The organism is Thiomonas sp., assembly GCF_034007205.1.
Lineage (GTDB): Bacteria > Pseudomonadota > Gammaproteobacteria > Burkholderiales > Burkholderiaceae_C > Thiomonas.
This window is the reverse complement of sequence record NZ_JAVERI010000008.1, coordinates 133595-157971: the sequence shown is the minus strand read 5'-3', so window position 1 is coordinate 157971 and position 24377 is coordinate 133595. Positions and strand designations below refer to the sequence as shown.

The following is a 24377-nucleotide window of genomic DNA, read 5'->3' as shown; positions in this document are numbered from 1 at the left end:
ATTCACCGATAATTCCCGCTCCATGCGCGTCCTCGCCTTTGACACCAGCACCGAAGCCCTGAGCGTTGCGCTCAGCGTGGATGGCCGCTGCCGCACCGCTGACGAAGCCGGCGGCGCGCGCGCCTCGCAGCGGCTGCTGCCGCTGTGCGCCGAGTTGCTGCAGTCCGCCGGGCTGCAATTTGCCGATCTCGACCTGATCGGCATGGGCGCGGGGCCGGGCGCATTCACCGGGCTGCGCACCGCCGCTTCCGCTGCGCAGGGGCTGGCCTACGCCCTGCACCGCCCTGTGGCGCGTATCGACACCCTCATGGCGCAAGCGGAAACCGCCTTTGCGTTGCTGCAGGGCGATGGTTTGGTGCTTCCCGACCCGGTGGAGGCCGAACCCGGCGCGGTGGTGCTCGCCGCCAACGATGCGCGCATGGGTGAGCTGTATTGGGAGCTGTTTCGCGCCACCCCATCGGGCTGGCAGAGCCTGCACCCGCCGGCCGTGCAGCGGCCGGAACTTGCCGGGCTGGCCTGGGCCGAAGTGCTGGCCGATCTGCCCGAGCATCTGGAATCGGGCGCGCTGCCGCGGCTGCTGGCCTGCGGCAACGCCTGGAGCGAGCATGCGGATCAGCTATGCGCCGCTTTTGCCATTCACACCGGCGACAACCCGCGCCTGGCCGCCCTGAACCGCGCTGTGTTGCGCGCCGTGGCGTGCACGCCGTCAGCCGCCTCCGTGGCGCGGCTGTCGCTGCAGCAGCACGCCGCCGGGCTGACCGTTGCCGCAGCGCTGGCCCAACCCGTCTATGTGCGCGACAAAGTGGCCTTGACCACGGCGGAGCGCGAGCTGGCCCGCGCATGAACGCCCGCCTGCGTCCACACGAGCCGATCGCCGCTGCGATGCAGTCGGTCTACACGCTGCGGCCGATGACCCCGGCCGACCTCGACGCCGTGGCGCAGATCGAAGCTTCGGTCTACGGCTTCCCCTGGAGCCGGGGCAACTTCGCCGACTCGCTCACCGCGCAATATCACGCGCAGGTGCTCACCGACGCGGCCGACACCGTGCGCGGCTATTTCGTCGCCATGCCCGGCGTGGAAGAAATGCACCTGCTCAATATCTCGGTCGCCCCCGAGGTGCAGGGTCAGGGACTGAGCCTGCTGATGCTCGATGCGCTGGTCTTGCTCAGCCGGGCGGACGGCGCTCTCCTGCTCTGGCTGGAGGTGCGCCCGAGCAATACCCATGCCGTGCGCATCTACGAACGCTACGGCTTCTATCCCATCGCCCGTCGGCGCGACTATTACCCATCGGTCGATACGCACGGGCGCGCCAGCCGGGAGGACGCCCTGGTGATGTCCGCGCAGGTCGGCGATCTGCTGCTACGCCGAGGTCTGCGTCCGGCCTGACTGACCCCTGACCGCATGACCAAGCCCCGCGCCCGTCTCACACCGCAAACCCTGCTGTGGACGCAGGCGCTCGGCCTGGGGCCGCTCTTTGTACGGCGGGAAGTCCTCGGCGAACAGCGACCCCAGCCCGCACCCGAGGTCATTCCAACGCCCGCAGTTTTCAAGCCCGAAGTTTTCAAGCCCGAAGTTGTCAAGCCCGAGGTCGCAAAGCCCCTCTCGCCACCGTCCAGGCGGGCCAGCCCTGCACCACCTGCTGCTTCCATCCCGGCAACGGATGCCGCGCGGGCCGAAGCCATCGCCCGCATGGACTGGGCCGGGCTGGAAGCCGGCGTGCAGGCCTGTCGCGCCTGCAAGCTCGGCAGCAGCCGGCACCAGGCGGTGTTCGGCAGCGGCTCCAGGCAAGCGCACTGGATGATCGTCGGCGAGGCGCCCGGCGCTGAAGAAGATCGCCAGGGACAGCCCTTCGTCGGCGCTGCGGGGCTGCTGCTCGACGCCATGCTGCAGGCCATCGGCCTGGACCGCCAATCCGACGACCCAGAGCACGCCGTTTACATCACCAATGTGCTCAAGTGCCGTCCGCCGGGCAACCGCAACCCCGAGCCCGATGAAGTGGCCCAATGCGCGCCCTGGCTGCAGCGCCAGGTGGCCTTGCTCCAGCCGCATCTGATTCTCGCCCTGGGACGGTTCGCGGCGCACAGCCTGCTGGGCAGCAACGCACCCATCGGCCAGTTGCGCGGGACAGTGCATGCGTTCGAGGGCATCCCCGTGATCGTCAGCTATCACCCGGCCTATCTGCTGCGCAACCCTGCGGACAAGGCGCGCGTCTGGCGCGACCTGTGCTTCGCCCGCGACCTGGCCCATACCAAGCCTGTGCAGCCTGAATAAGCCGAAACTGCGAATTTTTTCACGCTTTCCGCAGAGAAAAACCGTGCATCGGGGTTGACCCTGAGCATCACAAGCGGTGCCGCCCGGAACAATGTCAAAAATCAAACAAAGCGTGCTGCGCGGCGTTTATGCAACGCAAGGTCATACAGGGGTATGGCCCGCGCCGCCCGCAAACCAGGAGAGAGACATGCAGATCGATACCGCGTTTTTCATCAATGCCCTGGGCATTGCCATCATGATCTATGGTCTGGTCGATGTCTTGCTATTGCGCAGCAAGATTCCCGGTGGGCAGGTCGGCAAGGCCTGGAAGGCGCTGACCGCGCTGATCGCGCTGTTCACTGCAGGCTATCTGGTCTCGCCCTTTTTCAGCACCCTGCCAGCCGATTCCATCCGCATGATCGTGTCGCTGATTTTCCTGTTCGGCGCGGTGTACGTGATCCTCACCGTGCGGCTGCTCTATCGCATCATCGCCGAACTGTCGTCCTGAGGATCATCGGCCCACGAAAAAGCCCGGCAATGCCGGGCTTTTTCGTGGTTGCCAATGAAGATCAATGCATTTCATTGCGGATGTACAGATCGCCCTTGAGACTGGCGATGTAGGCGGCGATGTCCTGCAGATCCTGCGTGTCGTACTGCGCCACCATGCCGCTCATGATGGCGTTGTTGCGGCCGTACAGCGGGGTCTGGTGCTTGGCCTGGTATTGCTGCATGGCGTGGAACAGATAGCTCTGGTACTGGCCGGCCAGCTTGGGGTAGTTGGGGGCGATGGGCTTGTCCAGACCGGCACCGTGGCAGGCGATGCAGCCGCCCTTGTTCACCAGTTCTTCACCCTTCTTGATGTCGGCCGCGTGGGCCATTTGCGCCAGGGCCAGGCTGGCCGCTGCCAGCAGAACGAGTTTGTTCATCGAAGATCTCCGCGCGTGTTATTGGATGGGCTGGCCTTTGGCCGTGGCGTAGTAGGCGGCAATGTCGGCCATTTGCTGGTCGGTCAGCGAGGCGGCGATGGCGCGCATGGTGGGAAAACGGCGGTTGCCGTTCTTGTATTCCTTGAGCGCATCGACGATGTACTGTGCACTCTGACCATTGATCATCGGCACGGCATAAATTTCAGGAAAGGAAGAGCGATAGCCGCCTCCCATGTTGTGACAGCCCTGACAGGTGGCCACGAGCTTGGCGCCTTCTGCGGCATTGCCAACCACATTCTGTGCATGGGCGGAAGCCGCGAGCATCAGAGAAGCGAGAAAGAGGACTTTTTTCATTGCAGGCGCGAGAGTCTTGAGAGCCATCAAACAAGCGCCCCATTATAGGGAGGCGGCGAGCCTCATCGCGTCATTTTGCCGCAGTCAAGACTTAACACGTTCCTGAATTGACAAAACGCAGACTCTATGCTTTTTGCTTCAAGCTGTAACTTCACCGCTTGGCACAAATCCTTCCAGGCAATCCTCGGGCAGCATGGCGCACAACTGCCGACGTACCTTGTGAGCCTGCTCGATGCCTGAAAGCTCTTCGATGAGACGCAGGCATTCCCGCAATACCGAGAGTACCGCCTGTGGCTGATCGGCCGCGCGCAGATGCGCCCGAGCCGGGCCGCTTTGCGCGCCCAATAATCGTTCGAGCATGTCGAACATATACATCCGCGCCAGCACCAGTGAACGCCGCGGCGGAGGTGCCACAGCCTGCGCCAGTTGTGAAGCAGAGACTTGCTCGACGGCCTGCGCCAACTGCGATGCAGACACTTGACTGGGCGCCAATTCCACCTTCCCCCGTGCCGCGGTCTGCGGCGCATTCTCCGGCACCACCCGCTCGACAAACCCGGCCTGCATCAGATCATGCGCCAAATCGATCACTTCCTGACCCATCAAGCCGCAAAGTTCACCCAATGCACGCTGGCCATCGCACAGAATGAGCACATGGCGCTGCCTGGCGCTCAGAGTCTGGCTGCGTTGCTGCTGCTCGCGGCGGCCAGCCGAGGTTTTGCGCAACACATCGGTCATAGTCAACATGATCGACCCCCCAAAAATAGGGGTTCAATGTAAAAGGTGCATATGACCCGGCTGTGACATCGAAACGGTAAAAAATGGCAACAAAGCCAGCAAGCTAAGACGAGACTAAGGATGTCTCTGTCAGAATCCGCGTCACAAAACCCAACACCAACCACTGCGCCCTCCATGCACCTCTACCTTCTGGCCATCGCCGCCCTTCAAGGCGTGACCGAGCTGTTCCCCATCTCCAGTCTGGGGCACAGCATTCTGATTCCGGCCCTGTTGCATTGGCCCATCGACCGCACCGCAGACTGGTTTCTGCCCTTCATCGTGGTGCTGCATCTGGGCACGGCCACGGCGCTGCTGATCTATTTCTGGCGCGACTGGGCGCGGCTCGTCGGCGGCTGGCTGCGCGCGGGCGGCAAGGCATCCAACCCGGATGCCCGGCTGCTCTGGCTGATCGTCGCCGGCACCATTCCGGCCGGGCTGCTCGGGCTGCTGCTGGCGCACAGGATCAAGGCGCTGTTCGGCGGCTTCACCTTCGCGGCAATGGCGCTGATGCTCAACGGCCTGCTGCTGATCGGCGGCGATGCGCTCAAGCACCGGCGCGGGCTGATCGCCCTGCCGCAATTGAGCTGGCTGCGCGCCTTGCTCGTCGGCCTGGCGCAGGCGCTGGCCTTGATTCCGGGTTTCTCGCGCTCCGGGGCCACGCTGGTCGCCGGTCTCGGTCTGGGATTGAACTATGCCGACTCGGCGCGGTTTTCGTTTTTGCTCGCCACACCCATCATCGCTGCGGCGGGCGTGCTGGAGGTGCCCAAGCTGCTGCACGCAAACGTGCCGCACGAGTTGCTGGGCACGATTGCCGTGGCCGGGGTGCTGGCTGGCGTGTTCGCCTGGCTGTCCACCTGGTTTCTGATGCGCTGGTTCACCGAACACGAGATAAAGGCGCTGCGGCCCTTCGGCATCTACTGCCTGCTGCTGGGCGCGGTGGCGTTAATTCTGGGTTGAGGGTGATGCCCGCATCAAGGCCTGCACTGCGGCGACGCGCCGACGGCTGACGGGCAGTGTGTCGGGCACGCCGTGCAGGTGCAGCGTCCAGACGCCATTGTCGGCATCGGCCATCCCAACCTCGGTTTCGGTCGCAGCGCCGTCCGGGACAGGGATCGGCCGCTCCAGGCTACGAATGGCGGACGCCGCGACCAGCGCACTGCGATGGATGCGCACGAAGTGATCGGCGTAGCGCTGCTCGAGATCGACCAGCGAGAGGTCCACCAGATATTGCTGTTGCGGCGTGCGAAGCAGGGTGTATTTGGCTTCGGCGCGGCAGTACAGAATGTCGGCCAGCGGCACGCGCTTGAGCGCGCCGTGATGCTGCACCGTGAGATAGACCGTATCCACCCCGTCGGGCGCCTGCTGCTCTGCGCCTTGCGCACGCAGCCACAGCATGGCCTTGCCCATCGCCTGCACCAGCCGCTCGCGCCGCACCGGCTTGGTCAGGTAGTCCACGGCGGAAACACCGAAGGCGTCGAGTGCATGCTGCTCGTGCGCGGTGACGAAGACGATGGCGGGATGATGCAAGCCGGGATCGTCGGCCACACGCCGCGCCAGTTCCATGCCCGTCTGCCCCGGCATCTGGATGTCGAGCAGCAGCACGTCGAAGCGCTGTGCGCGCAGCAGCGTCCAGGCTTCGGCGGCGTCGGCCGCTTCGTCGACCACCGCCTGCGCGGTTTCGGGCAGTTCGGTGAGCAGGCGGCGCAGGCGGCTGCGGGCCAGCGGTTCGTCGTCAACGATGAGCACGTTCATCCCAGATGATTCAGTAGGACGTGGAATGATGGCGAGGCAGATTGGGGAAGGATTTGACGCCGAGTGACAAGCCCATGGTTCGGACTATGGGCGCGAAGGGCGGTGGCGAAGACGCCCCAAGCTGACCGCCAGCGTCCGCGTAGGCGCGAAGCGCCGCCTACTGAATGATCTGGGATCATAGCGGTAAGCGTAACCGCGCGCGCCAGCGGGCCGCCCCTTCTTCGACCACCTCGCCCTGGTCCACTTCGGTGGCGATGTCGTACAGCAAATGCAGACGCTGGCGGATGTTGCGCAGCGCCGTGCCGGTGCCATGACGGCGCGGCGCGGGCGCGTCGTCCAGTGCGGGCAAATCGTTGCGCACAGTGACTTCGATCTGCCCGAGCCTGCGCGCCACGTCGATGTCGATCTGCACCGTGCGGCTGCTGCGCTCCACGCCATGCCGCACGGCGTTTTCCACCAGGGGCTGCAGGGTCAGCGCGGGAATGCGGATCTGCAGCAGGGTGTCGTCGACATGCCACTGCACCCGCATGCGCGCGCCGAAGCGCACCGACTCGATGTCGAGGTAGCGCCGCGCCAGGTCCATTTCCTGCTCCAGCGTGACCAGCGTGCCCGGCTTGCCCACGCTGGCGCGAAACAGTTCGGCCAGATCGTCGAGCACGGCCTCGGCGCGCTCGGGCTGCTCGCGCACCAGCGCGCTGGCGGCGTTGAGGGTGTTGAACAGAAAGTGCGGACGAATGCGAGACTGCAGTTCGCTCAGCCGCGCCTGCATGTCGATCGGCGTGAACGCGCGGGCACGCAGTTGCAGGTAATGCACGAACACCAGCGCCAACGCTGCCCCCGCCAGTGCAGCCTGCCAGGGTTGCTGCGCAGCGTGAGGCGCGAGCGCATCAAACAAGGGCTGCACCATCAGATTCAGTCCCAGCGCGGACGCCCCCCCCAGCACCAAGGCCACGAGCAGCACGAGTGCCGAGCCGCGCAACCGCCACAGCCTTTGCGTCATGCACATCAGCGCCAGCCAGAGCAGCGCGGCAGGCTCCACCCACGAGAGCAGCAACAAGGCGCCGATCCGACCATCCCCTTGCGGCCATTGCAGCAGCATGAGCAGGCCCAGCAGCAGATTGAGCGCCACGAGCGCGCGCACCAGACTGCCGGGGCCGCAGATGTCCAGGCGCACGACGGTTTCAATGGGGGTGATCGATTCTTCAGTCATCTGGGGCATCAAGCAGCTTGATCCTGAAGGCTTCTCTAAAATTGAACGTTTCTACCCTGGCGCCGCCGCGAGCCCAATCCATGCACGATCAATTCGAACACAAGCAGCAAGCCTGGTCCGCACGTTTTTCCGAGCCGGTGAGCGCGCTGGTACAGCGTTATACCGCTTCGGTGGGTTTCGACCAGCGACTGGCGCTGTTCGACATCGCTGGATCGCTGGCGCACGCCACCATGCTGTGCGAGCAGGGCATCCTCAGCGCGCAAGACCTCGCCGCCATCGAGCGCGGCATGGCGCAAATCCGCGCCGAGATCGAATCCGGCGCGTTCGAATGGAAGCTCGAACTCGAAGACGTGCACCTCAACATCGAGGCCCGTCTGACCCAGATCGTGGGCGACGCCGGCAAGCGTCTGCATACGGGTCGCAGCCGCAACGATCAGGTGGCCACCGACATCCGCCTGTGGCTGCGCGACAGCATCGACCAGACCCTCACGCAGTTGCGCGCGCTGCAGCGCGCGCTGGTGCAACTCGCCGCGCAGCATGCCGCCACCATCATGCCCGGCTTCACCCATCTACAGGTGGCGCAGCCGGTGAGTTTCGGCCACCATCTGCTGGCGTATGTGGAAATGTTCGGCCGCGACGCCGAGCGCCTGCGCGACTGCCGTGCCCGCGTCAACCGCCTGCCGCTGGGCGCTGCCGCGCTGGCCGGCACCACCTTCCCCATCGATCGCGCGCGCGTGGCCGAACTGCTGGGCTTTGACGGCGTGTGTCAGAACTCGCTCGACGCCGTGAGCGACCGCGACTTCGCCATCGAATACAACGCCGCCGCGGCGCTGATCATGGTGCACATCAGCCGCTTCAGCGAAGAGCTGGTGCTGTGGATGAGCCCGGCCTTCGGCTTCATCGACTTGGCCGACCGCTTCTGCACCGGGTCGAGCATCATGCCGCAGAAAAAAAACCCGGATGTGCCCGAACTCGCCCGCGGCAAGACCGGGCGCGTCACCGGCCATCTGATGAGCCTGCTGATGCTGATGAAGGGCCAGCCGCTGGCCTACAACAAGGACAACCAGGAAGACAAGGAGCCGCTGTTCGACACCGCCGACACCGTGATCGACACCCTGCGCATCTTCACCGACATGGTGGGCGGCATCCGCGTCAAGGCCGAGGCGATGGAACGCACCGCGCTGCAGGGCTACTCCACCGCCACCGACCTGGCCGACTATCTCGTGAAGAAGGGCCTGCCTTTCCGCGACGCGCACGAGGCGGTGGCCAAAGCCGTGCGATTTGCCGTGGAGCGCGGCATCGGCCTGGAAGACATCAGCCTGAACGATCTGCGCAGTTTCTCGCCCCTCATCGGCGAAGACGCGCCCGAGGCGCTCAAGCTGCAGGGTTCACTGGCCGCGCGCGATCATCTGGGCGGTACGGCGCCGAATCAGGTGCGCGCCCAAGTGGCGCGCTGGCAAGCCGCGCTCGGCGACGCGTAAGGCGCCGTGTGCGGTCAGGCGCGCGGCAGCGTCACGCCGTGCTGGCCCTGATACTTGCCGCCGCGATCCTTGTAGCTGACTTCGCAGACCTCGTCGCTCTCGAAGAACAGCACCTGCGCGCAGCCCTCGCCCGCGTAGATCTTGGCGGGCAGCGGAGTGGTGTTGGAGAACTCCAGCGTCACATAGCCTTCCCACTCGGGTTCGAACGGCGTGACGTTGACGATGATGCCGCAGCGCGCATAAGTGCTCTTGCCCAGACAGATGGTCAGCACATTGCGCGGGATGCGGAAATACTCCATCGTGCGCGCCAGCGCAAAGCTGTTGGGCGGGATGATGCACACGTCGCCGCGAAAATCGACGAAGGACTTTTCGTCGAAGTTCTTCGGATCGACGATGGTGCTGTTGATATTGGTGAAAATCTTGAACTCGTTGGCGCAACGGATGTCGTAACCGTAGCTCGAAGTGCCATAGCTGATGATGCGGCGCCCATCGACCTCGCGCACCTGCGCAGGTTCGAAAGGTTCGATCATCGCCGTGTTTTGCGCCATGCGGCGAATCCATCGATCGGATTTGATGCTCATGATGTCGAGGCAGTCTGGGTCAAACGGACTGCGGCAATAAGGCAGATAGCCGCAACCATACCGCACCTGCCGGGGCATCGATCTGCACCCGCTTGCGCCGCGCGGTCAGGCCGGTCTTGATTTTCACGGCTCGACGCGGCACATCGCAGCATTGCGCCAGGTAATCGGTCAACGCCGCATTGGCCTTGCCGTCCACGGCGGGCGCCCCCAGCCGAACGCGCAAAGCCCCACCATGCTCTCCATCCACTGCGGTACGGCGCGCATTGGGAACGACACTGACCTCGAGCAGACAGGCCGAACCATCCGGGTGAAGCCAACCAGGAAAGCCATCTGCGCAGGACATGTTGTTGCGGAAAAGAGCCCGGGAATGCAACTCGGGCTCGAAGGGCTTGAACGCTCAGAGGGTGTGAATGAATCCGGCGTGGCCGAGCAGCTCGCCCAAAATGCCCCAATCAAGGCGCAAAGCACAGCCGTGCCCCTCGGCACGGCGCGCATTGGCAACGCCGAGTGGGGCGCTTTGGGCGCGATGAGCGGTCATGGCGGATTTGTTCACACACTCTCAGGGCTTGCTGGTCGGGAACGGCCAGGCCGCTTGCGGGTTCAGCTTGGTTTGTGCAGTCGCAGCCTTCTTGGCTGGAGTCGGCGCAGCTTTTTTCGCCGGTGCGGCCTTCTTCGCCGGTGCGGCCTTCTTCGCCGGTGCGACTTTCTTCGCCGGCGCGACTTTCTTCGCGGGCGCAGCCTTCTTCGCGGGCGCAGCCTTCTTCGCCGGTGCGGCCTTCTTCGCCGGTGCGGCCTTCTTCGCCGGTGCGGCCTTCTTCGCGGGCGCGACCTTCTTCGCTGGCGCGGCCTTCTTCGCGGGCGCGACTTTCTTCGCGGGCGCGGCCTTCTTCGCCGGTGCGGCCTTCTTCGCGGGCGCAGCCTTCTTCGCCGGTGCCGCTTTTTTTGCAGTTGCCATGGTGATTCTCCTTGATCAAGTCTTTTGAAATTGAGCCGGTCGCCAAATCGCGTCCGAGCGCCTCACGGCCCCGCCTCCCGGCGGTTTCCAGTACGGGACATCGGCACGGCGTTCAGCCGGCGCCTCCTGCGATCGGCTCGGCAATGGGTTCAGTGCTGGGCCGTGCAGGGGATTCACCTCCCGCGGCATCAAAGCCATTGCGGAGGGGAATGCAGAGCGGCGCGCCACGTCCTCACCTCGGGTCACCCAGAGCATGAGGCGCAGACCAGCGCGCCAGAATCGATGGAACAAGGAGTCAGGCATCGCCATGGACGCCCCCATGCGTTGCGCAACAAAAAACAGAGGAGGAGACTCCACCCGCCGGCTCTGCGCTGCCGGACGTATCGGGGTGGAATGGAGTCGGTCAATCACTCTGTTGTGCGTGCTCGCAGGTTATTCATGCGGAATCCTCAAACGCAATCCTCTGGCGTCATTCCCAGGACAGCGCGCCGCCGGACTGATACTCGATCACCCGGGTCTCGAAGAAGTTGCGCTCTTTTTTCAAGTCGATCATTTCGCTCATCCAGGGGAAAGGATTCTCTTCGTTGGGGAAGATGGCATCGAGACCGATCTGCACCGCTCGCCGGTTGGCGATGAAGCGCAGATAGCCCTTGAACATGGAAGCGTTCAGCCCCAGCACGCCGCGGGGCATGGTGTCTTCGGCATAGCGGTATTCCAGATCGATGGCCTGATGGAACAAGCCGGTGAGCTCGCGCTTGAACTCGGGCGTCCACAAATGCGGATTCTCCAGCTTGATCTGGTTGACCAGATCGATGCCGAAATTGGCGTGCATGGACTCGTCGCGCAGGATGTACTGGTACTGCTCGGCCGCACCAGTCATCTTGTTCTGCCGCCCCATCGACAGGATCTGGGTGAAGCCGACGTAGAAGAACAGCCCTTCCATCAGACAGGCGAACACGATGATCGAGCGCAGCAGCTCCTGATCGTTGCGTTCGCTGCCGCCGAACGCCGAGGTGCGGAACGCCGGGTTGGTCAGCGTGTCGATGAAGGGAATGAGGAACTCGTCCTTGTTGCGGATCGAGGCGATCTCGTGGTAGGAATTAAAAATCTCGCTTTCATCGAGGCCGATGCTTTCCACGATGTACTGATAGGCGTGGGTATGAATGGCCTCTTCGAAGGCTTGGCGCAGCAGGTACTGGCGGCACTCGGGGTTGGTGATGTGGCGATAGGTACCCAGCACGATGTTGTTGGCTGCGAGCGAATCGGCGGTGGTGAAGAAACCGAGGTTACGCTTGATGATGAGCCGCTCGTCATCGGTCAGGCCATTGGGGTCCTTCCACATCGCGATGTCGCGCGACATATTGATCTCCTGCGGCATCCAGTGGTTCGCGCACGAGGCCAGGTATTTATCCCAGGCCCACTTGTACTTGAACGGCACGAGCTGGTTGACGTCGACGCGGCAGTTGATGATGCGCTTGTCTTCGGCGCGCACGCGATCGTTCGATGCGGCACGCTGGCTGTAGACATCAGCCGCAGGAGACAAGCCCAACGACAAGCCCGACGCAGGCGGAGCAGGCGGGGAAAATGGAGTCTGCGACGTGGAGGGAGTCTGCGACGTGGAGGGAGTCTGCGACGTGGGGGGAGTCTGCGACGTGGGCTGCAACATTTGCTGCGCACCCGCCGTGGCCCCCATCGATTGCAGTGAACTGCGCAACAGCGCGCCTTGCGCAGGGTTTGCAGCGTTTGGTTGAGGATCGTCCCAAGTAAGCATGTTCATGACCTTTCGTGAATTATCAAGTGTTCGGCGCAAACGCTCAACACGGATGAAGTAGTAATGCCGAGTGTGCCGTGTGCGTGTTGTGATGGCGCATCGATGACGATGACGCAGGGTTTGGCCTCTCTTACTGGCAGGCCTCGCATTCGGGGTTGTCGATGGCGCAGAAGCGGATGTCGCCGGACTGCACCACGGCCTGTGCCGCCGCCGATGTCGCCTCGCTTGGGCTTTGCGGCACCGCGTTGAGCTGGCCGGCCTTGACCGTCGACTTCTCGGCATGCGTGGCACCGAGGGTGCGCAGGTAGTACGTGGTCTTGAGGCCGCGCAGCCAGGCCAGCTTGTACGTTTCGTCGAGCAGCTTGCCCGAGGCATGGGCCATGTAGATGTTGAGCGACTGCGCCTGGTCGATCCACTTCTGCCTGCGTGCTGCGGCCTCGATGATCCACTTGCTGTCGATCTCGAACGCAGTGGCGTACAGCGCCTTGAGGTCGGCCGGGATGCGGTCGATGCGCTGCGTGCTGCCGTCGAAATACTTGAGGTCGGCCGCCATCACCGCATCCCACAGCCCGCGCGCCTTGAGGTCGCGCACCAGGTACTGGTTGATGACCGTGAACTCGCCCGAGAGGTTGGACTTGACGTAGAGGTTCTGGAAGGTCGGCTCGATGCACGCGTCCACCCCGACGATGTTGGAGATCGTTGCCGTCGGCGCGATGGCCACGCAGTTGGAGTTGCGCATGCCATGCTGCCGGATGTGCGCACGCAGCGCATCCCAGTCGAGCGTGCTGGAGGTATCGGCCTCGACGTAGCCGCCGCGCTCCTCGGCCAAGAGCTTGAGACTGTCCAGTGGCAGAATGCCCTTGTCCCACAATGAGCCGCCAAAGCTGGCGTAACGACCCCGCTCCCGCGCCAGTTCGCTCGACGCCCAGTAAGCCTCATAGCAAACCGCCTCCATGGAGCGGTCGGCAAACTCCACGGCCTGTTGCGACCCGTAGGGAATGCGCTGTTGGTACAGGCAATCCTGAAAACCCATGATGCCCAGGCCCACCGGGCGATGCTTCATATTGGCGTTGCGCGCCTTGGCCACGGCGTAGTAGTTGATGTCGATGACGTTGTCGAGCATGCGCATCGCGATCCGCACGGTGCGCTTGAGCTTGGCCTGGTCGATGACCTTGGAGCCGTCGGCGCCGTCCTTCAGATGCGCGGCCAGGTTGACCGAGCCCAGATTGCACACCGCAATCTCGTTCTCGTTGGTATTGAGCGTGATTTCGGTGCAGAGGTTGCTCGAATGCACCACGCCGACGTGTTGCTGCGGACTGCGCACATTGCACGCATCCTTGAAGGTGATCCAGGGATGGCCGGTCTCGAACAGCATCGACAGCATCTTGCGCCAGAGCTGCACCGCCGCAATCTTCTTGAACAGCCTGATCTCGCCGAGCGCGGCCTTCTGTTCGTAACGGGTGTAGGCCTGCTCGAAGTCCTTGCCGAACTTGTCGTGCAGTTCCGGCACGTCGGAGGGGCTGAACAGCGTCCAGTCGCCGCCTTCCATCACCCGCTTCATGAACAGGTCGGGCACCCAGTTGGCCGTGTTCATGTCGTGGGTGCGGCGGCGGTCGTCGCCGGTGTTCTTGCGCAGTTCCAGAAACTCCTCGATGTCCAGATGCCAGGTTTCCAGATACGCGCACACCGCGCCCTTGCGCTTGCCGCCCTGATTCACCGCGACCGCGGTGTCGTTGACCACCTTGAGGAAGGGCACGACGCCCTGGCTCTTGCCGTTGGTGCCCTTGATGTGGCTGCCCAGCGCGCGCACCCGGGTCCAGTCGTTGCCCAGCCCGCCGGCGAACTTGGACAGCAGCGCGTTTTCCTTGATGGCCTCGTAGATGCCGTCGAGATCATCGGCCACCGTGGTGAGGTAGCAGCTCGAAAGCTGCGAGCGCCGCGTGCCCGAGTTGAACAGCGTCGGTGTGCTGCTCATGAAGTCGAAGCTCGACAGCAGCTCGTAGAACTCGATGGCGCGCGCCTCGCGGTCGATTTCGTTCAAAGCCAGACCCATGGCCACGCGCATGAAAAACGCCTGCGGCAACTCGATGCGACGCCCGTCCTTATTCACCCGGGTGTCGGCGCGGTTGGCGAGGAAGTAGCGGTCGTACAGGGTTTGCAGCCCGAGGTAATCGAACTGCAGATCGCGCTCGGCCTTGAGCGCGGCTCCCAGCCGCGTCAGGTCGAACTGGGCGAGCCGCTCGTCGAGGAGTTCGAGCTCAACCCCTTCCTTGATGCAGCGCGGGAAATACTCGGCGTAGCGCTGGGTCATTCTCTCCTGCGGAATGTCTTCATTCAGCGTCTCGCGGCGCATGGTGTGCAGCAGCAGGCGTGCGGTGACCTTGGAGTAATCGGGGTCGCGCTCGATCAGCGTGCGTGCGGCCAGGATGGAGGCCTTGTAGACCTCCAGCATGGGCACGCCGTCGTACAGATTGCGCAGGGTTTCCGCCACGATGGGGTCCCCCTTCACATCCGCACTCAGGTTGGCGCAGGCCGATTCGATCAGGCCGACCAACGCGGCTTGATCGAGCGGCTTGCGCACGCCGTCGTCGACCACATGCAGCACTGAAACGGCAGCCTGTTCGACTGCCGCCGCCTTCTGCCTGGCACGCTCCTGCGCGCGATGCTCGCGGTACAGCACATAGGCGCGCGCCACCTCATGCTGGCCGGTGCGCATCAGGGAGAGTTCGACCTGATCCTGGATGTCCTCGATATGGAACGTGCCGCCGCTGGGTCGGCTGCGCAGCAGCGCGCGCACCACGTTTTCGGTCAGTGCATTCACCGTTTCGCGCATGCTGGCCGAGGCCGCCCCCTGCCCGCCCTGCACGGCCAGAAAGGCCTTGGTCATCGCCACGGCGATCTTGCCGGGCTCGAAGCCGACGACCGCGCCATTGCGGCGGATGATCTTGTAGTCCGAAAAATCGCCCAATGCGGCCTGGCTTGCCGTGACCCCATCCTGGGGTGAAAAGTGCTGGACTGCAGGATTCGATTCGGTCGTGGTGCTGGTCTGGGACATCAGGTACTCCTTGGGACAGATGGCGCCGCGCCGCAAGCCCGGCGCCGCACGAAGGCGCACGAAGGCATACGAACAGGGCACCGATGAATGATGGAACTGGGTCAGTGAAGACTCGCAGCATGGCAGGCGCAAACTTTACCCGGCCGCGCTCTCCTGAGCCGCGAACACACTATATCTAGTGTTAATTTGAAATTCAACCACTATTTGTAGTGTGGAACGAACAGATGGTCAGCCCACAACCCATGCCCAGACGCATCCACGGAAAAGCTCCGCAAAGTCCCTGAGCGACTTCAAAAAGCCTGAAAGGGAAAGGCCCGCGCAGGCAGCGCCAGGCCGTTTTTCAATCGCCGCCAGTCGAAGCCGATGCCGGGGTCGGTCTTGCGCCCCGGCGCGATGTCGCCGTGACCTGCTATGGCGCGCAGCGGATAACGCGCAAACAGTTCGGCGCCCAGGGCGATCAGCGTTTCGTATTGTTCGGCTTCGAACGGCTCATCGTCGCTGCCTTCTAGCTCGATGCCGATGCTGAAATCATTGCAGCGCTCGCGCCCGGCGAAACGGGACGCCCCAGCATGCCAGGCGCGTCGGTCGCAGGACACATATTGCGTCAGCACGCCATCACGCCGCACCACGAAATGCGCCGACACCCTGAGACCTTCGAGCGCGGAAAAGGCCGGATGCGCTTGATAGTCGAGCCGATTGCAAAACAACTGCTCGATGGCGTCACCGCCATATTGACGCGGTGGCAGAGCGATGCAGTGAATCACCAGCAAATCGATCGTCATGCCCGCTGGCCGGTCATCCGCATTGGGTGATGGCATATGGCGGGCATGCGGCATCCAGCCCTGTTCGCCGCCACTCGCCGCATTGAAACGGGGCGCCATGATCAGGAACGATCGTCCGGCGGCGCCTCTGCCGGATCGCGGATCGCCAGACGCTCCATCCGGTAGCGAATCTGGCGCAGGTTCAACCCCAGCAACTGCGCGGCTGCCGTGCGATTGAAGCGGGTGCGCCGCAGGGCTTCGCAGAGAATGCTGCGCTCGACCTGATCGAGATAGACCCCCAGGTCGGGCGGCAAGGCGAACGACGCGCCAAACTGTGTCATCGGCGGCTCAGGCGGTTGAAACTCCGGGGAACGCTGCGCCACGGTGGAGGGGGTCGGCAGGTACGCCAGCCCTGACCCTGGCATCGGCGGCGCCGTCAAATCGAGTAGGTCTTCGGCTTGCGAAGCGGCGATGGGGGCCTGCACTTGGGCAGCGCTGGCGCCGCCGCTGTGCAGATCGATGTCGTCTGGGCCGATCAGATCGTGTGCAGCCAGGGCCGCAGCGCGGTGCAGCAGGTTCTCCAGCTCACGCACATTGCCTGGGAAGCGATGCCGACGCAGGTGCTGCAGTGCGGCCGGGCTCAGCCGCAGACCAGGGCGCGCGTTGTCGCGGCGAATATCGCCCAGCAGGGCCTCGACCAGCAGCGGCAGATCGTCCAGCCGGTCGCGCAGGGGCGGCAGAGCGACCGCGATGACGTTGAGGCGGTAGAACAAATCCTGCCGAAACTGGCCCTGCTCCACCATGCGTTCCAGATGACGATGGGTGGCGCTGACCAGGCGCACATCCACCGCGATTTCCGCCGTCTCGCCCACCGGGCGCACGCGCCGCTCCTGCACGGCACGCAGCAGCTTGGCCTGCATGGCCAGCGGCAGCTCGCCGATCTCGTCGAGAAACAGCGTGCCGCCTTGCGCGGCGACAAAGAAACCCGCATGGTCGGACATCGCCCCGGTGAACGCGCCCTTGCGGTAGCCGAAGAACTCGGCCTCAAGCAGTTGCTCGGGAATGGCGCTGCAGTTCACCGGAACGAACGGCCCATTCGCGCGGGCGCTGCATTCATGCACGGCCTTGGCTGCCAGCTCCTTGCCGGTGCCCGACTCGCCGTGAATCAACACCGGCGCCATGCTGCGCGCCACGCGCTGCAGCGTCTGCTTGAGCGCACGCATCACATCAGACTCACCCACCATGCGCTGCAGCGCGCTGCTGGTCGGCATCCGCACTTCGGCATGGGCGGCGGCGATGGCGGCATGCACCGTGCGGCGCAGCGCAGCCAGGTCCACCGGCTTGCTCAGGTAGTCGAACGCCCCCGCCTTGAGCGCGGCCACGGCGTTTCCGGCGCTGCCGTAGGCGGTGATGACGATGGATTTTTCGTGACGATCGGGCTGACCCTCCAGCCAGCGCAGCAGTTCCAGCCCCTCGCCATCGGGAAGGCGCATATCGGTGAGCATGAGGGCGTAGCGCCGTCGGGACAGATGCTCGCGCGCCTGCGCCACGCTGTCGGCCACATCGATCTGCCAGCCCTCATGCACCAGACTCAGGGTGTAGAGCTCGCGCAAGTCGGGTTCGTCATCGACGATGAGAATGCGCACATCCGCTGGATTCATACTTCGGGGCCCGGCGCGAGCTGAATGACAAAGGAACCGCGCTGCTGCGGCGTGCCCTCCCGCTCGATGCGGTAAAGCAGGCGCGCGCCATTGCGCTGGCACAGTTCGTGAGAAATATACAGGCCCAGCCCGACGCCCCGGCTGCTGGTGGTGCGAAACGGCTCGAACAACTGCGCGCGCAGTTCGGCGTCGATCAGCGGGCCGTCGTTGGAGACCTGGATTTCACGCACCTGCCCGACGCCGAGCTGCCGCATTTCGATCGCCCGCGGCTGCTTGCTCGCATAGCGCCGCGCGTTGCTCAGCAGGTTGACCAGCACCCGGCGCAGATGCAGCGCGTCGAAGCGGATCTGCGCGGTATCGTCCTGAATGAACAGGCCGATCCGCCCTTCGTCGGGCTGGTCGAATTCGGCGTGCAGCTCGCGCATCAGCGGTGCGCAGGGCATCAGCCCGATGTCGCGCGGGGCGGAACGGCCCAGCTCCAGCACGTCCTCGACGGTGCGGTTGATGCGCTCGACATTCTGGGCGATGAGATGATGCAGGCGGTCGACCTGCACCGGATCGGCTCCATATTCGCGCGCCAGTTGGTTGGCCTGGCTGATCGCCCCCAGCGGATTGCGGATCTCGTGCGCCACGCTGGCCACCAGCCGCCCCATCGCCGCCAGCTTTTCCTGCTGGATGCGCGCTTCGATCTCCCGCAGATCCTGCAGCACGATGAGGTAGCCCACGCCACCCGGCAGATTGTCCAGCCTGGACAGGCGCAGCCGCAGCTTGCGCCCCGCCGGGGTACGCACCTTGACCTCCTTCTCATCCTCGCCATCGATGGCCATGCGCTCCACCTCTTTGCGCACCACCTCGGCCACCGGCAGGTCGCGCAAGGCCTTGCGTCCGCCCAGCCAGCGCGCCGTGACCGCATCGCTCCAGGGCAGATCGAGCAGATGTTGCGCCGCCGGATTGAGCGCTTCGAGCACCATGTGCCGATCGACCACCATGACGCCATCACGCTGCGCCTCGATCACCCGCTGGTTCAATGCCATTTGCCTGCGCGCGATGGATTCGCTGGCCGCGGCGCGCGCCTCCTGGCGCGCCAGCCGTTGCGACAACTGCCACGTCAGCACCGCCACGGCAAAATAGGCGATGCCGACAAAGGCCGCGTTGAGCATGCGCTGCTCGGCCTGTTCCGCCCCGCCCAGCAGGGCGAATCCGGCGCTGCCCAGGAGAATCAAGGTCACCAAGGCGGCCACGAACAAGGTGAGCGACAGCGTGCCGTAGATGCCCGCGGCCAGCACAGGCAAGGCGTAGATCAGGGCAAATTCGCGCGCCGGATAACCCGCGGTGAACTGCAGCGTGGTGAAGGCCAGCAGATCGACCGCAATCGCCATCAGCACCTGCCAGGCCAGACCCTGCGTATGGATGAAACTCCACCACAGGCTCGCTGCCGTCAGCCCCAGATACAGCAGAGCCACGCCATGGCCCAGCGTGGCGATCACGGGCCTTTCGACGTGGGGTCCCGCCTGCGTCATCGGCAGCAGGACCAGCCAGCCCAGCAACATCAGCGACATCACCACGCGCGCCGCAGCGAGTACCCGGTAGGTTCTCAGGCGTTCTCGGCCCAGACGCGAGGATGGGACAAAAGCCGAGCCCGGCGGCGTCGTCGACGGCGCAAACAGGGATCGCGCAAACGCGCTGTCGGCAGCGGTCGCCGCCCCAGGTTTACGACCCCAGACGGGCATGCTCTTCGCTGCAATACGGCTTGCCATCGCGCCAGACGCAGCGGCTGGCGGGAGAGTGCACGCCGCAATGCGTGCACGGCAGCATCGCCTCGGGAACCTGCGGCGGCTTGGAGCGCGAAGGCGGCTGCCGTACATTGCGGGGCTGCTGTGATTTTTTGATGAGCATCAGCCCGACGATCACCACGACGAACACAACGAGGTATTTCATCGGTGCAAGATCACCTGCAGCACAAAACGCGAACCGACGTAAGTGAGCATCAACAGCACCGTGCCGCCGAACAGCCAGCCCAGCGCCCGCGTACCCCGCCAGCCCAGAAAAACCCGACCGATCATCAGCATGGCAAAAATCACCCACGCGGCGATGCCGAACACCGTCTGATGATTGAACTCGAACGGCTTGCCAAACAGCTCCTCGCTGAACGTCGCCGCGAAAATGAGCGAGGCCGTCAGCAGGACAAAGCCCACCCCGGCCAGCCGGTAGGTCAGTTTTTCCAGCGTGAGCAGGGGCAGGCTGCGCGACACGCCCGACACCGCGCCCTTGCGCCTGTGCAGCGAGCGCTCCGCCATCCACAGCAAAATGCCATGCAGCACGGCCGCGCCAAACAGTCCGTAGGCGGCGATCCCCATTGCCCAGTGCAAGGCGAAAGTCGGCCCGGCGCCATAGGGGGGCGTAAAGGTTCCAGGGAAAACCCAGCTCAGCAAAATGGAAATGGCCGCCAGCAAACAGATCCAGCTTCTCAGCATCTGCAGGGGGTAATACAGGCTCTCCACCCAATACACCGCCGCCACCAGCCAGAACGTCACCGAAAGCGCCTGGGCAAAGCCGAAATGCGGCTGCAACTCGCCGTGCAACACCATGGCGAGGGTGACGGTCTGCGCGATCCAGGCCAGCGCCATCACCCAGGTCGACCAGCGCTCGGAGCGCAGTGTCGACCCTGGCGTCGACCCATTGGCCGTCCCTTGCGCATGGCCCAGCGCCAAAATGGACTTTGCGGACTTTGCGGACTTCGGACGCGACAACGCCGCAGCCAGCATATAGAAGGCAAAGGCCAGGCTATTCACTAAAATCGACATGTTTCAAGTTTAACCGACCCCCCTGCGGCGCGACCGTGCCGCGCACGGCGAAAACCGGACAGGCCGCAGGCTCTGCACCCAACGGTTCGCGCAACACCCCACGAGCCCTCCCCGCCCCATGCTCAACAACCTCACCCAACGCCTGTCCCGCGTGGTCAAGACCCTCAAGGGCGAAGCACGCATCACCGAATCGAATATCCAGGACATGCTGCGCGAGGTGCGCCTTGCCTTGCTCGAAGCCGACGTGGCTTTGCCCGTCGTGCGCGAATTCACCGCCCGGGTCAGGGAAAAGGCCCTGGGGCAGGAAGTCGTCGGCTCGCTCACCCCCGGCCAGGCGCTGGTGGGCGTGGTGCAGCGCGAACTCGCCGATCTGATGGGCGGCGATGCCGTGCCGCTCAACCTCGCCACCCAGCCACCGGCCATCGTCCTGATGGCCGGTCTGCAGGGCGCGGGCAAGACCACCACCACCGCCAAGCTGGCGCGGCTGCTGACCGAGAGACAGAAGAAAAAAGTGCTGACCGTCTCATGCGACGTTTACCGCCCTGCGGCCATTGCGCAATTGCAGACGGTGACGGCGCAGGCCGGGGCGGAATTTTTCCCGTCCGCGCCGCAAGACAAACCGCTGGACATCGCCCGCCGCGCCGTCGATTTCGCCCGCAGCCACCACTTCGACGTGCTGCTCGTCGACACCGCCGGCCGCCTGTCGGTGGACGAGGCGATGATGCGCGAGATCAAGGAGCTGCACGCCGCACTCAAACCCATCGAAACCCTGTTCGTGGTCGACGCCATGCAGGGCCAGGATGCGGTGAACACCGCGCGCGCCTTCCACGACACCCTGCCGCTGACCGGCATCGTGCTGACCAAGCTCGATGGCGACGCCCGCGGCGGCGCGGCGCTGTCGGTGCGCCAGGTCACGGGTGCGCCGATCAAGTTCGCCGGGGTTTCGGAAAAGATCGACGGCCTGGAGCCTTTCGATCCGCGCCGCATGGCCGACCGCATCCTCGGCATGGGCGACATCCTCGCGCTGGTCGAACAGGCGCAGCGCCAGGTCGACATCGACGCCGCGCAGCAGCTCGCCGCCAAGGTGAAGTCGGGCGCGCAGTTCGATCTCAACGACTTCCTGATGCAACTGCAGCAGATGAACAAGATGGGCGGACTGCAAGGCATGCTCGACAAGCTGCCGGCCGAAATGCAGGCCAGGGCCGGTCAGGCCGACATGAACCGCGCCGAACGCGACATGCGCCGCATGCAGGGCATCATCCACAGCATGACCCCGCAGGAACGCCGCAAGCCCGATGTCATCAAGGCCACGCGCAAGCGCCGCATCGCCGCGGGCGCCGGCGTGCAGGTTCAGGAAGTCAATCGCCTGCTCAAACAATACGAGCAGATGCGCGACATGATGAAAAAAATGAAGGGCGGCAAGATGTTCAAGATGATGCAGCGCATGGGCGGCATGATGCCGCGCTGAACTTTCGGTGCGGCGCCGGGCGTTCAGCCCGAACCGTCCGCCACCCTCCAGCGCTTGCGCGCGGCGAGCACCGCGTCGGGATAGGCGGCGCGCCCGCGCGAACCGTTGTAGCGCCCCAGGGCATAGAACAGATTGCCGTTTTCGATATTCAGGTAGTGGCGCAGGATCACGCAGCCATAGCGCAGATTCACCTGCATGTGAAACAGGCTCATGATGTCGCCATTGCCGATCTGCCGCGTCCAGAACGGCATGACCTGCATATAGCCCATCGCCCCGGCAGGCGAGATGGCGTATTTGTTGAAGCCGCTTTCCACCTGGATCAGGCCCAGGATCAACGCCGGTTCCAGGCCGGCGCGGCGGGATTCGTACCACAGAGTCCGCAAGAACAGCTCGCGCACGATCTGGTCGGGCATGCGCCGCAGCAGCCAGTTCGATTCAAGCAGCAGCCAGACCCGGTATTGGGCGCGGTGCGCGTCGTCGCGGAAATGCGGCTGAGGCGGCGGCGCCTCGGCGATCTGCGCGGACAGCGCGGTGCGCACCGCGTCGCTGAGCTGCTCTTCCTGTTGCGCCCCTGCCCAGGCAGAGGCCGCAGGCAGGCTCCAGCCAGCAGCGAGCGTCGCGCCCGCGCCTGCGATCTGCAGCAAGCATCGACGGCGCGACAGGCGATTCATCGACGATCAGCCCGAGACGACGTGCGCTCAGTCAGCACTTGAGCCGCGCCTGCAACTGCGCAGACGCTTCGGCCAGCGGCAGCACGGTGGGTGCGCTATCGCGCCGATGCTGATATTCCACCGTACCGGCGGCGATGCCGCGGTCGGAAACCACCAGTCGGTGCGGCACGCCGATCAGCTCCCAGTCGCCCAGCATCACGCCCGGGCGCTCGCCGCGGTCGTCCAGCGCCACATCCACCCCGGCAGCCATGAGCTCGGCGTAGAGCGCATCCGCCGTCTGACGCACGGCTTCGCTGCGGTCGTAGCCGATGGGGCAGATCACGGCAGTGAAGGGCGCGATCGCATCCGGCCAGATCATGCCCTTGGCATCATGGTTCTGCTCGATGCAGGCGCCGAGGATGCGGGTGATGCCGATGCCGTAGCAGCCCATTTCCAGCGTTTGCGATTTGCCCTTGTCGTCGAGAAAGGTCGCGCCCATCGCCGCCGAATACTTGGTGCCCAGATAGAACACGTGACCGACCTCGATGCCGCGACAGATGGAAAGCAGACCCTTGCCGTCCGGGCTGGGATCGCCCGCCTGCACATTGCGGATGTCGGCCACTTCGGGCTCGGGCAGATCGCGTCCCCAATTGACACCGGTGTAGTGAAAACCCTCGGCGTTGGCGCCGACGACGAAGTCGCTCATATTCGCCACCGTGCGGTCGGCGATCACCCGCACCGGCTTGACCGTGCCGATCGGCCCGAGGTAGCCCGGCGGCGTGCCGAACGCGGCCACGATCTCGGCCTCGGTCGCCATGCGCGCATGGGTCAGCCCGGCGAGTTTGCTCACCTTGACTTCGTTGACCGCATGATCGCCGCGCACCAGCAGCAGCGCCAATGAGGCCGGCCGCCCCGCGTTCTCGGCGTCGACCGCAAGCACGACCGACTTGATCGTTTGCTGCAAGGAAATGCCCAGCAGCGCTGCGACATCCTCGCATTTGGCCGCGCCTGGCGTCGGGGTCTTCTGCAGGGTTTGTGTGGGCTCGGCGCGCTCGGCGATCAGCGGCAGCGCCTCGGCCTTCTCGATGTTGGCGGCAAAGTCGGAACCCTCGCAGTAGGCGATGGCATCTTCTCCGGTATCGGCAATGACATGGAACTCATGACTGAGCGAACCGCCGATGGCGCCCGAATCCGCCGCAACGGAGCGGAACTCGAAGCCGAAGCGCTGGAAAATGCGTACATACGCATCGAACATCGCTCGATAGCTCGCCTGCGCCGACTCGAAATCGCGATCGAAGGAATACGCATCCTTCATGAGAAATTCCCGTGCCCGCATCACGCCGAATCGCGGGCGGCGCTCATCACGGAACTTGGTCTGGATGTGATAGAAATTGAGCGGCAACTGACGCCAGCTCCGCACCTCGCTGCGCACCAGATCGGTCACGACTTCCTCGGAGGTCGGCTGGATCACAAAATCGCGGTCGTGCCTGTCCTTGATGCGCAACAGCTCGGGGCCGAACTGGTCCAGCCGCCCCGTCTCCTGCCACAGTTCGGCCGGCTGCACCACCGGCATGAGCAATTCGATGGCGCCCGCGCGATTCATTTCCTCACGCACGATGGCCTCGACCTTGCGAATGCTGCGCAGGCCCAGCGGCAGATAGCTGTACAACCCGGCGGCGTGCTTCTTGATCATGCCCGCGCGCAACATCAGCGCCTGGCTGCGAATCTCGGCATCGGCCGGATCGTCCTTCTGGGTGGAAATGAAAAAACGGGAAATTTTCATGCGGAGCGGCGCAAAGCCGACATTTGAGGAAAAATAAACAAATAAGAGAGAGCCATCATCCGCGGTTTGGCAGGCAAAGGTCTTTTTTGCATTGTCGAGGCGCCCCCTGCACCTGCGGCAGCGCCGCCTATAATGAATGAA

At 64.4% G+C, this 24377-nt stretch carries 24 protein-coding genes and 1 pseudogene; 7 read left to right on the top strand and 18 right to left on the bottom strand.

Annotation, left to right across the window (positions count from 1 at the left end):
- The first annotated feature begins 22 nt into the window (after positions 1 to 22).
- The 4 genes from tsaB (at position 23) to RBR52_RS08670 (ending at position 2758) form a co-directional block, all read left to right on the top strand.
- Positions 23 to 844 (top strand): tRNA (adenosine(37)-N6)-threonylcarbamoyltransferase complex dimerization subunit type 1 TsaB, encoded by an 822-nt coding sequence (tsaB, locus tag RBR52_RS08685; protein WP_320376802.1) that lies wholly within the window; start codon positions 23 to 25, stop codon positions 842 to 844.
- On the top strand, positions 841 to 1386 hold the full coding sequence (gene rimI / locus RBR52_RS08680) for a ribosomal protein S18-alanine N-acetyltransferase (protein WP_320376801.1): 546 nt from the start codon (positions 841 to 843) through the stop codon (positions 1384 to 1386). Before tsaB ends, rimI begins: the two co-directional genes overlap by 4 nt.
- A 15-nt stretch (positions 1387 to 1401) precedes the next feature.
- Positions 1402 to 2271: a uracil-DNA glycosylase gene (locus RBR52_RS08675; RefSeq protein ID WP_320376800.1), complete on the top strand. Its 870-nt coding sequence runs from the start codon at positions 1402 to 1404 to the stop codon at positions 2269 to 2271.
- Positions 2272 to 2458: 187 nt separating this feature from the next.
- Positions 2459 to 2758, top strand: coding sequence for a hypothetical protein (locus RBR52_RS08670; RefSeq protein WP_320376799.1), 300 nt, complete (start codon positions 2459 to 2461; stop codon positions 2756 to 2758).
- Between the two features lie 61 nt (positions 2759 to 2819).
- Here RBR52_RS08670 and RBR52_RS08665 read toward each other — a convergent pair whose 3' ends face one another.
- From RBR52_RS08665 to RBR52_RS08655, 3 genes are all read right to left on the bottom strand, one after another.
- The gene (locus RBR52_RS08665) at positions 2820 to 3176 is read right to left on the bottom strand and encodes a c-type cytochrome (RefSeq protein ID WP_320376798.1); all 357 of its coding nucleotides are present in this window, start codon (positions 3174 to 3176) and stop codon (positions 2820 to 2822) included.
- Positions 3177 to 3194: 18 nt separating this feature from the next.
- Positions 3195 to 3557 (bottom strand): c-type cytochrome, encoded by a 363-nt coding sequence (locus tag RBR52_RS08660; protein WP_320376797.1) that lies wholly within the window; start codon positions 3555 to 3557, stop codon positions 3195 to 3197.
- A 111-nt stretch (positions 3558 to 3668) separates the two neighbouring features.
- Positions 3669 to 4274: a hypothetical protein gene (locus tag RBR52_RS08655; protein ID WP_320376796.1), complete on the bottom strand. Its 606-nt coding sequence runs from the start codon at positions 4272 to 4274 to the stop codon at positions 3669 to 3671.
- Between the two features lie 165 nt (positions 4275 to 4439).
- Here RBR52_RS08655 and RBR52_RS08650 point away from each other — a divergent pair, with 165 nt between their 5' ends.
- Positions 4440 to 5261, top strand: a complete 822-nt coding sequence (locus tag RBR52_RS08650) for an undecaprenyl-diphosphate phosphatase (protein ID WP_320376795.1) — start codon at positions 4440 to 4442, stop codon at positions 5259 to 5261.
- On the opposite strand, the gene RBR52_RS08645 is transcribed toward RBR52_RS08650, so the two are convergent.
- The gene (locus RBR52_RS08645) at positions 5247 to 6056 is read right to left on the bottom strand and encodes a LytTR family DNA-binding domain-containing protein (RefSeq protein WP_320376794.1); all 810 of its coding nucleotides are present in this window, start codon (positions 6054 to 6056) and stop codon (positions 5247 to 5249) included. The genes RBR52_RS08650 and RBR52_RS08645 overlap by 15 nt on opposite strands.
- Positions 6057 to 6231: 175 nt before the next feature.
- On the bottom strand, positions 6232 to 7266 hold the full coding sequence (locus tag RBR52_RS08640) for a sensor histidine kinase (protein ID WP_320376793.1): 1035 nt from the start codon (positions 7264 to 7266) through the stop codon (positions 6232 to 6234).
- 80 nt (positions 7267 to 7346) lie between these two features.
- Between RBR52_RS08640 and argH the strand changes: the two genes are divergently transcribed.
- Complete coding sequence (gene argH / locus RBR52_RS08635) at positions 7347 to 8747, top strand: argininosuccinate lyase (protein ID WP_320376792.1); 1401 nt, start codon at positions 7347 to 7349, stop codon at positions 8745 to 8747.
- 14 nt (positions 8748 to 8761) lie between these two features.
- Here argH and dcd read toward each other — a convergent pair whose 3' ends face one another.
- From dcd to RBR52_RS08580, 11 genes and pseudogenes are all read right to left on the bottom strand, one after another.
- Positions 8762 to 9328, bottom strand: coding sequence for a dCTP deaminase (dcd, locus tag RBR52_RS08630; RefSeq protein WP_320376791.1), 567 nt, complete (start codon positions 9326 to 9328; stop codon positions 8762 to 8764).
- Positions 9329 to 9347: 19 nt separating this feature from the next.
- Positions 9348 to 9671 (bottom strand): DUF167 domain-containing protein, encoded by a 324-nt coding sequence (locus tag RBR52_RS08625; RefSeq protein WP_320376790.1) that lies wholly within the window; start codon positions 9669 to 9671, stop codon positions 9348 to 9350.
- 54 nt (positions 9672 to 9725) lie between these two features.
- Entirely contained in the window at positions 9726 to 9881 is a 156-nt protein-coding gene (locus tag RBR52_RS08620; protein ID WP_320376789.1) for a hypothetical protein, read from the bottom strand.
- A gap of 6 nt (positions 9882 to 9887) precedes the next feature.
- A pseudogene (locus tag RBR52_RS08615) lies at positions 9888 to 10274 on the bottom strand (histone); the annotation flags it as partial.
- Positions 10275 to 10752: 478 nt separating this feature from the next.
- The gene (locus RBR52_RS08610; protein ID WP_320376822.1) at positions 10753 to 12054 is read right to left on the bottom strand and encodes a ribonucleotide-diphosphate reductase subunit beta; all 1302 of its coding nucleotides are present in this window, start codon (positions 12052 to 12054) and stop codon (positions 10753 to 10755) included.
- Positions 12055 to 12184: 130 nt separating this feature from the next.
- The gene (locus RBR52_RS08605) at positions 12185 to 15109 is read right to left on the bottom strand and encodes a ribonucleoside-diphosphate reductase subunit alpha (RefSeq protein WP_320376788.1); all 2925 of its coding nucleotides are present in this window, start codon (positions 15107 to 15109) and stop codon (positions 12185 to 12187) included.
- Between the two features lie 290 nt (positions 15110 to 15399).
- Complete coding sequence (ampD, locus tag RBR52_RS08600; protein WP_320376787.1) at positions 15400 to 15990, bottom strand: 1,6-anhydro-N-acetylmuramyl-L-alanine amidase AmpD; 591 nt, start codon at positions 15988 to 15990, stop codon at positions 15400 to 15402.
- 2 nt (positions 15991 to 15992) lie between these two features.
- Positions 15993 to 17531 carry a sigma-54 dependent transcriptional regulator gene (locus tag RBR52_RS08595; protein ID WP_320376786.1) on the bottom strand — a complete coding sequence of 513 codons (1539 nt, stop codon included), beginning with the start codon at positions 17529 to 17531 and terminating at the stop codon, positions 15993 to 15995.
- Positions 17528 to 19261, bottom strand: coding sequence for a sensor histidine kinase (locus tag RBR52_RS08590; RefSeq protein WP_320376785.1), 1734 nt, complete (start codon positions 19259 to 19261; stop codon positions 17528 to 17530). Before RBR52_RS08590 ends, RBR52_RS08595 begins: the two co-directional genes overlap by 4 nt.
- Positions 19242 to 19469 carry a PP0621 family protein gene (locus RBR52_RS08585; protein ID WP_320376784.1) on the bottom strand — a complete coding sequence of 76 codons (228 nt, stop codon included), beginning with the start codon at positions 19467 to 19469 and terminating at the stop codon, positions 19242 to 19244. The genes RBR52_RS08590 and RBR52_RS08585 overlap by 20 nt, the downstream gene beginning before the upstream one ends.
- Positions 19466 to 20335, bottom strand: coding sequence for an inner membrane protein YpjD (locus RBR52_RS08580; RefSeq protein WP_320376783.1), 870 nt, complete (start codon positions 20333 to 20335; stop codon positions 19466 to 19468). The genes RBR52_RS08585 and RBR52_RS08580 overlap by 4 nt, the downstream gene beginning before the upstream one ends.
- 118 nt (positions 20336 to 20453) lie before the next feature.
- Between RBR52_RS08580 and ffh the strand changes: the two genes are divergently transcribed.
- Positions 20454 to 21803 (top strand): signal recognition particle protein, encoded by a 1350-nt coding sequence (gene ffh, locus RBR52_RS08575; protein WP_320376782.1) that lies wholly within the window; start codon positions 20454 to 20456, stop codon positions 21801 to 21803.
- Positions 21804 to 21826: 23 nt separating this feature from the next.
- Here ffh and RBR52_RS08570 read toward each other — a convergent pair whose 3' ends face one another.
- The gene (locus tag RBR52_RS08570) at positions 21827 to 22474 is read right to left on the bottom strand and encodes a lytic transglycosylase domain-containing protein (protein WP_320376781.1); all 648 of its coding nucleotides are present in this window, start codon (positions 22472 to 22474) and stop codon (positions 21827 to 21829) included.
- 31 nt (positions 22475 to 22505) lie between these two features.
- Entirely contained in the window at positions 22506 to 24236 is a 1731-nt protein-coding gene (locus RBR52_RS08565; protein WP_320376780.1) for a proline--tRNA ligase, read from the bottom strand.
- Positions 24237 to 24377: the final 141 nt, after the last annotated feature.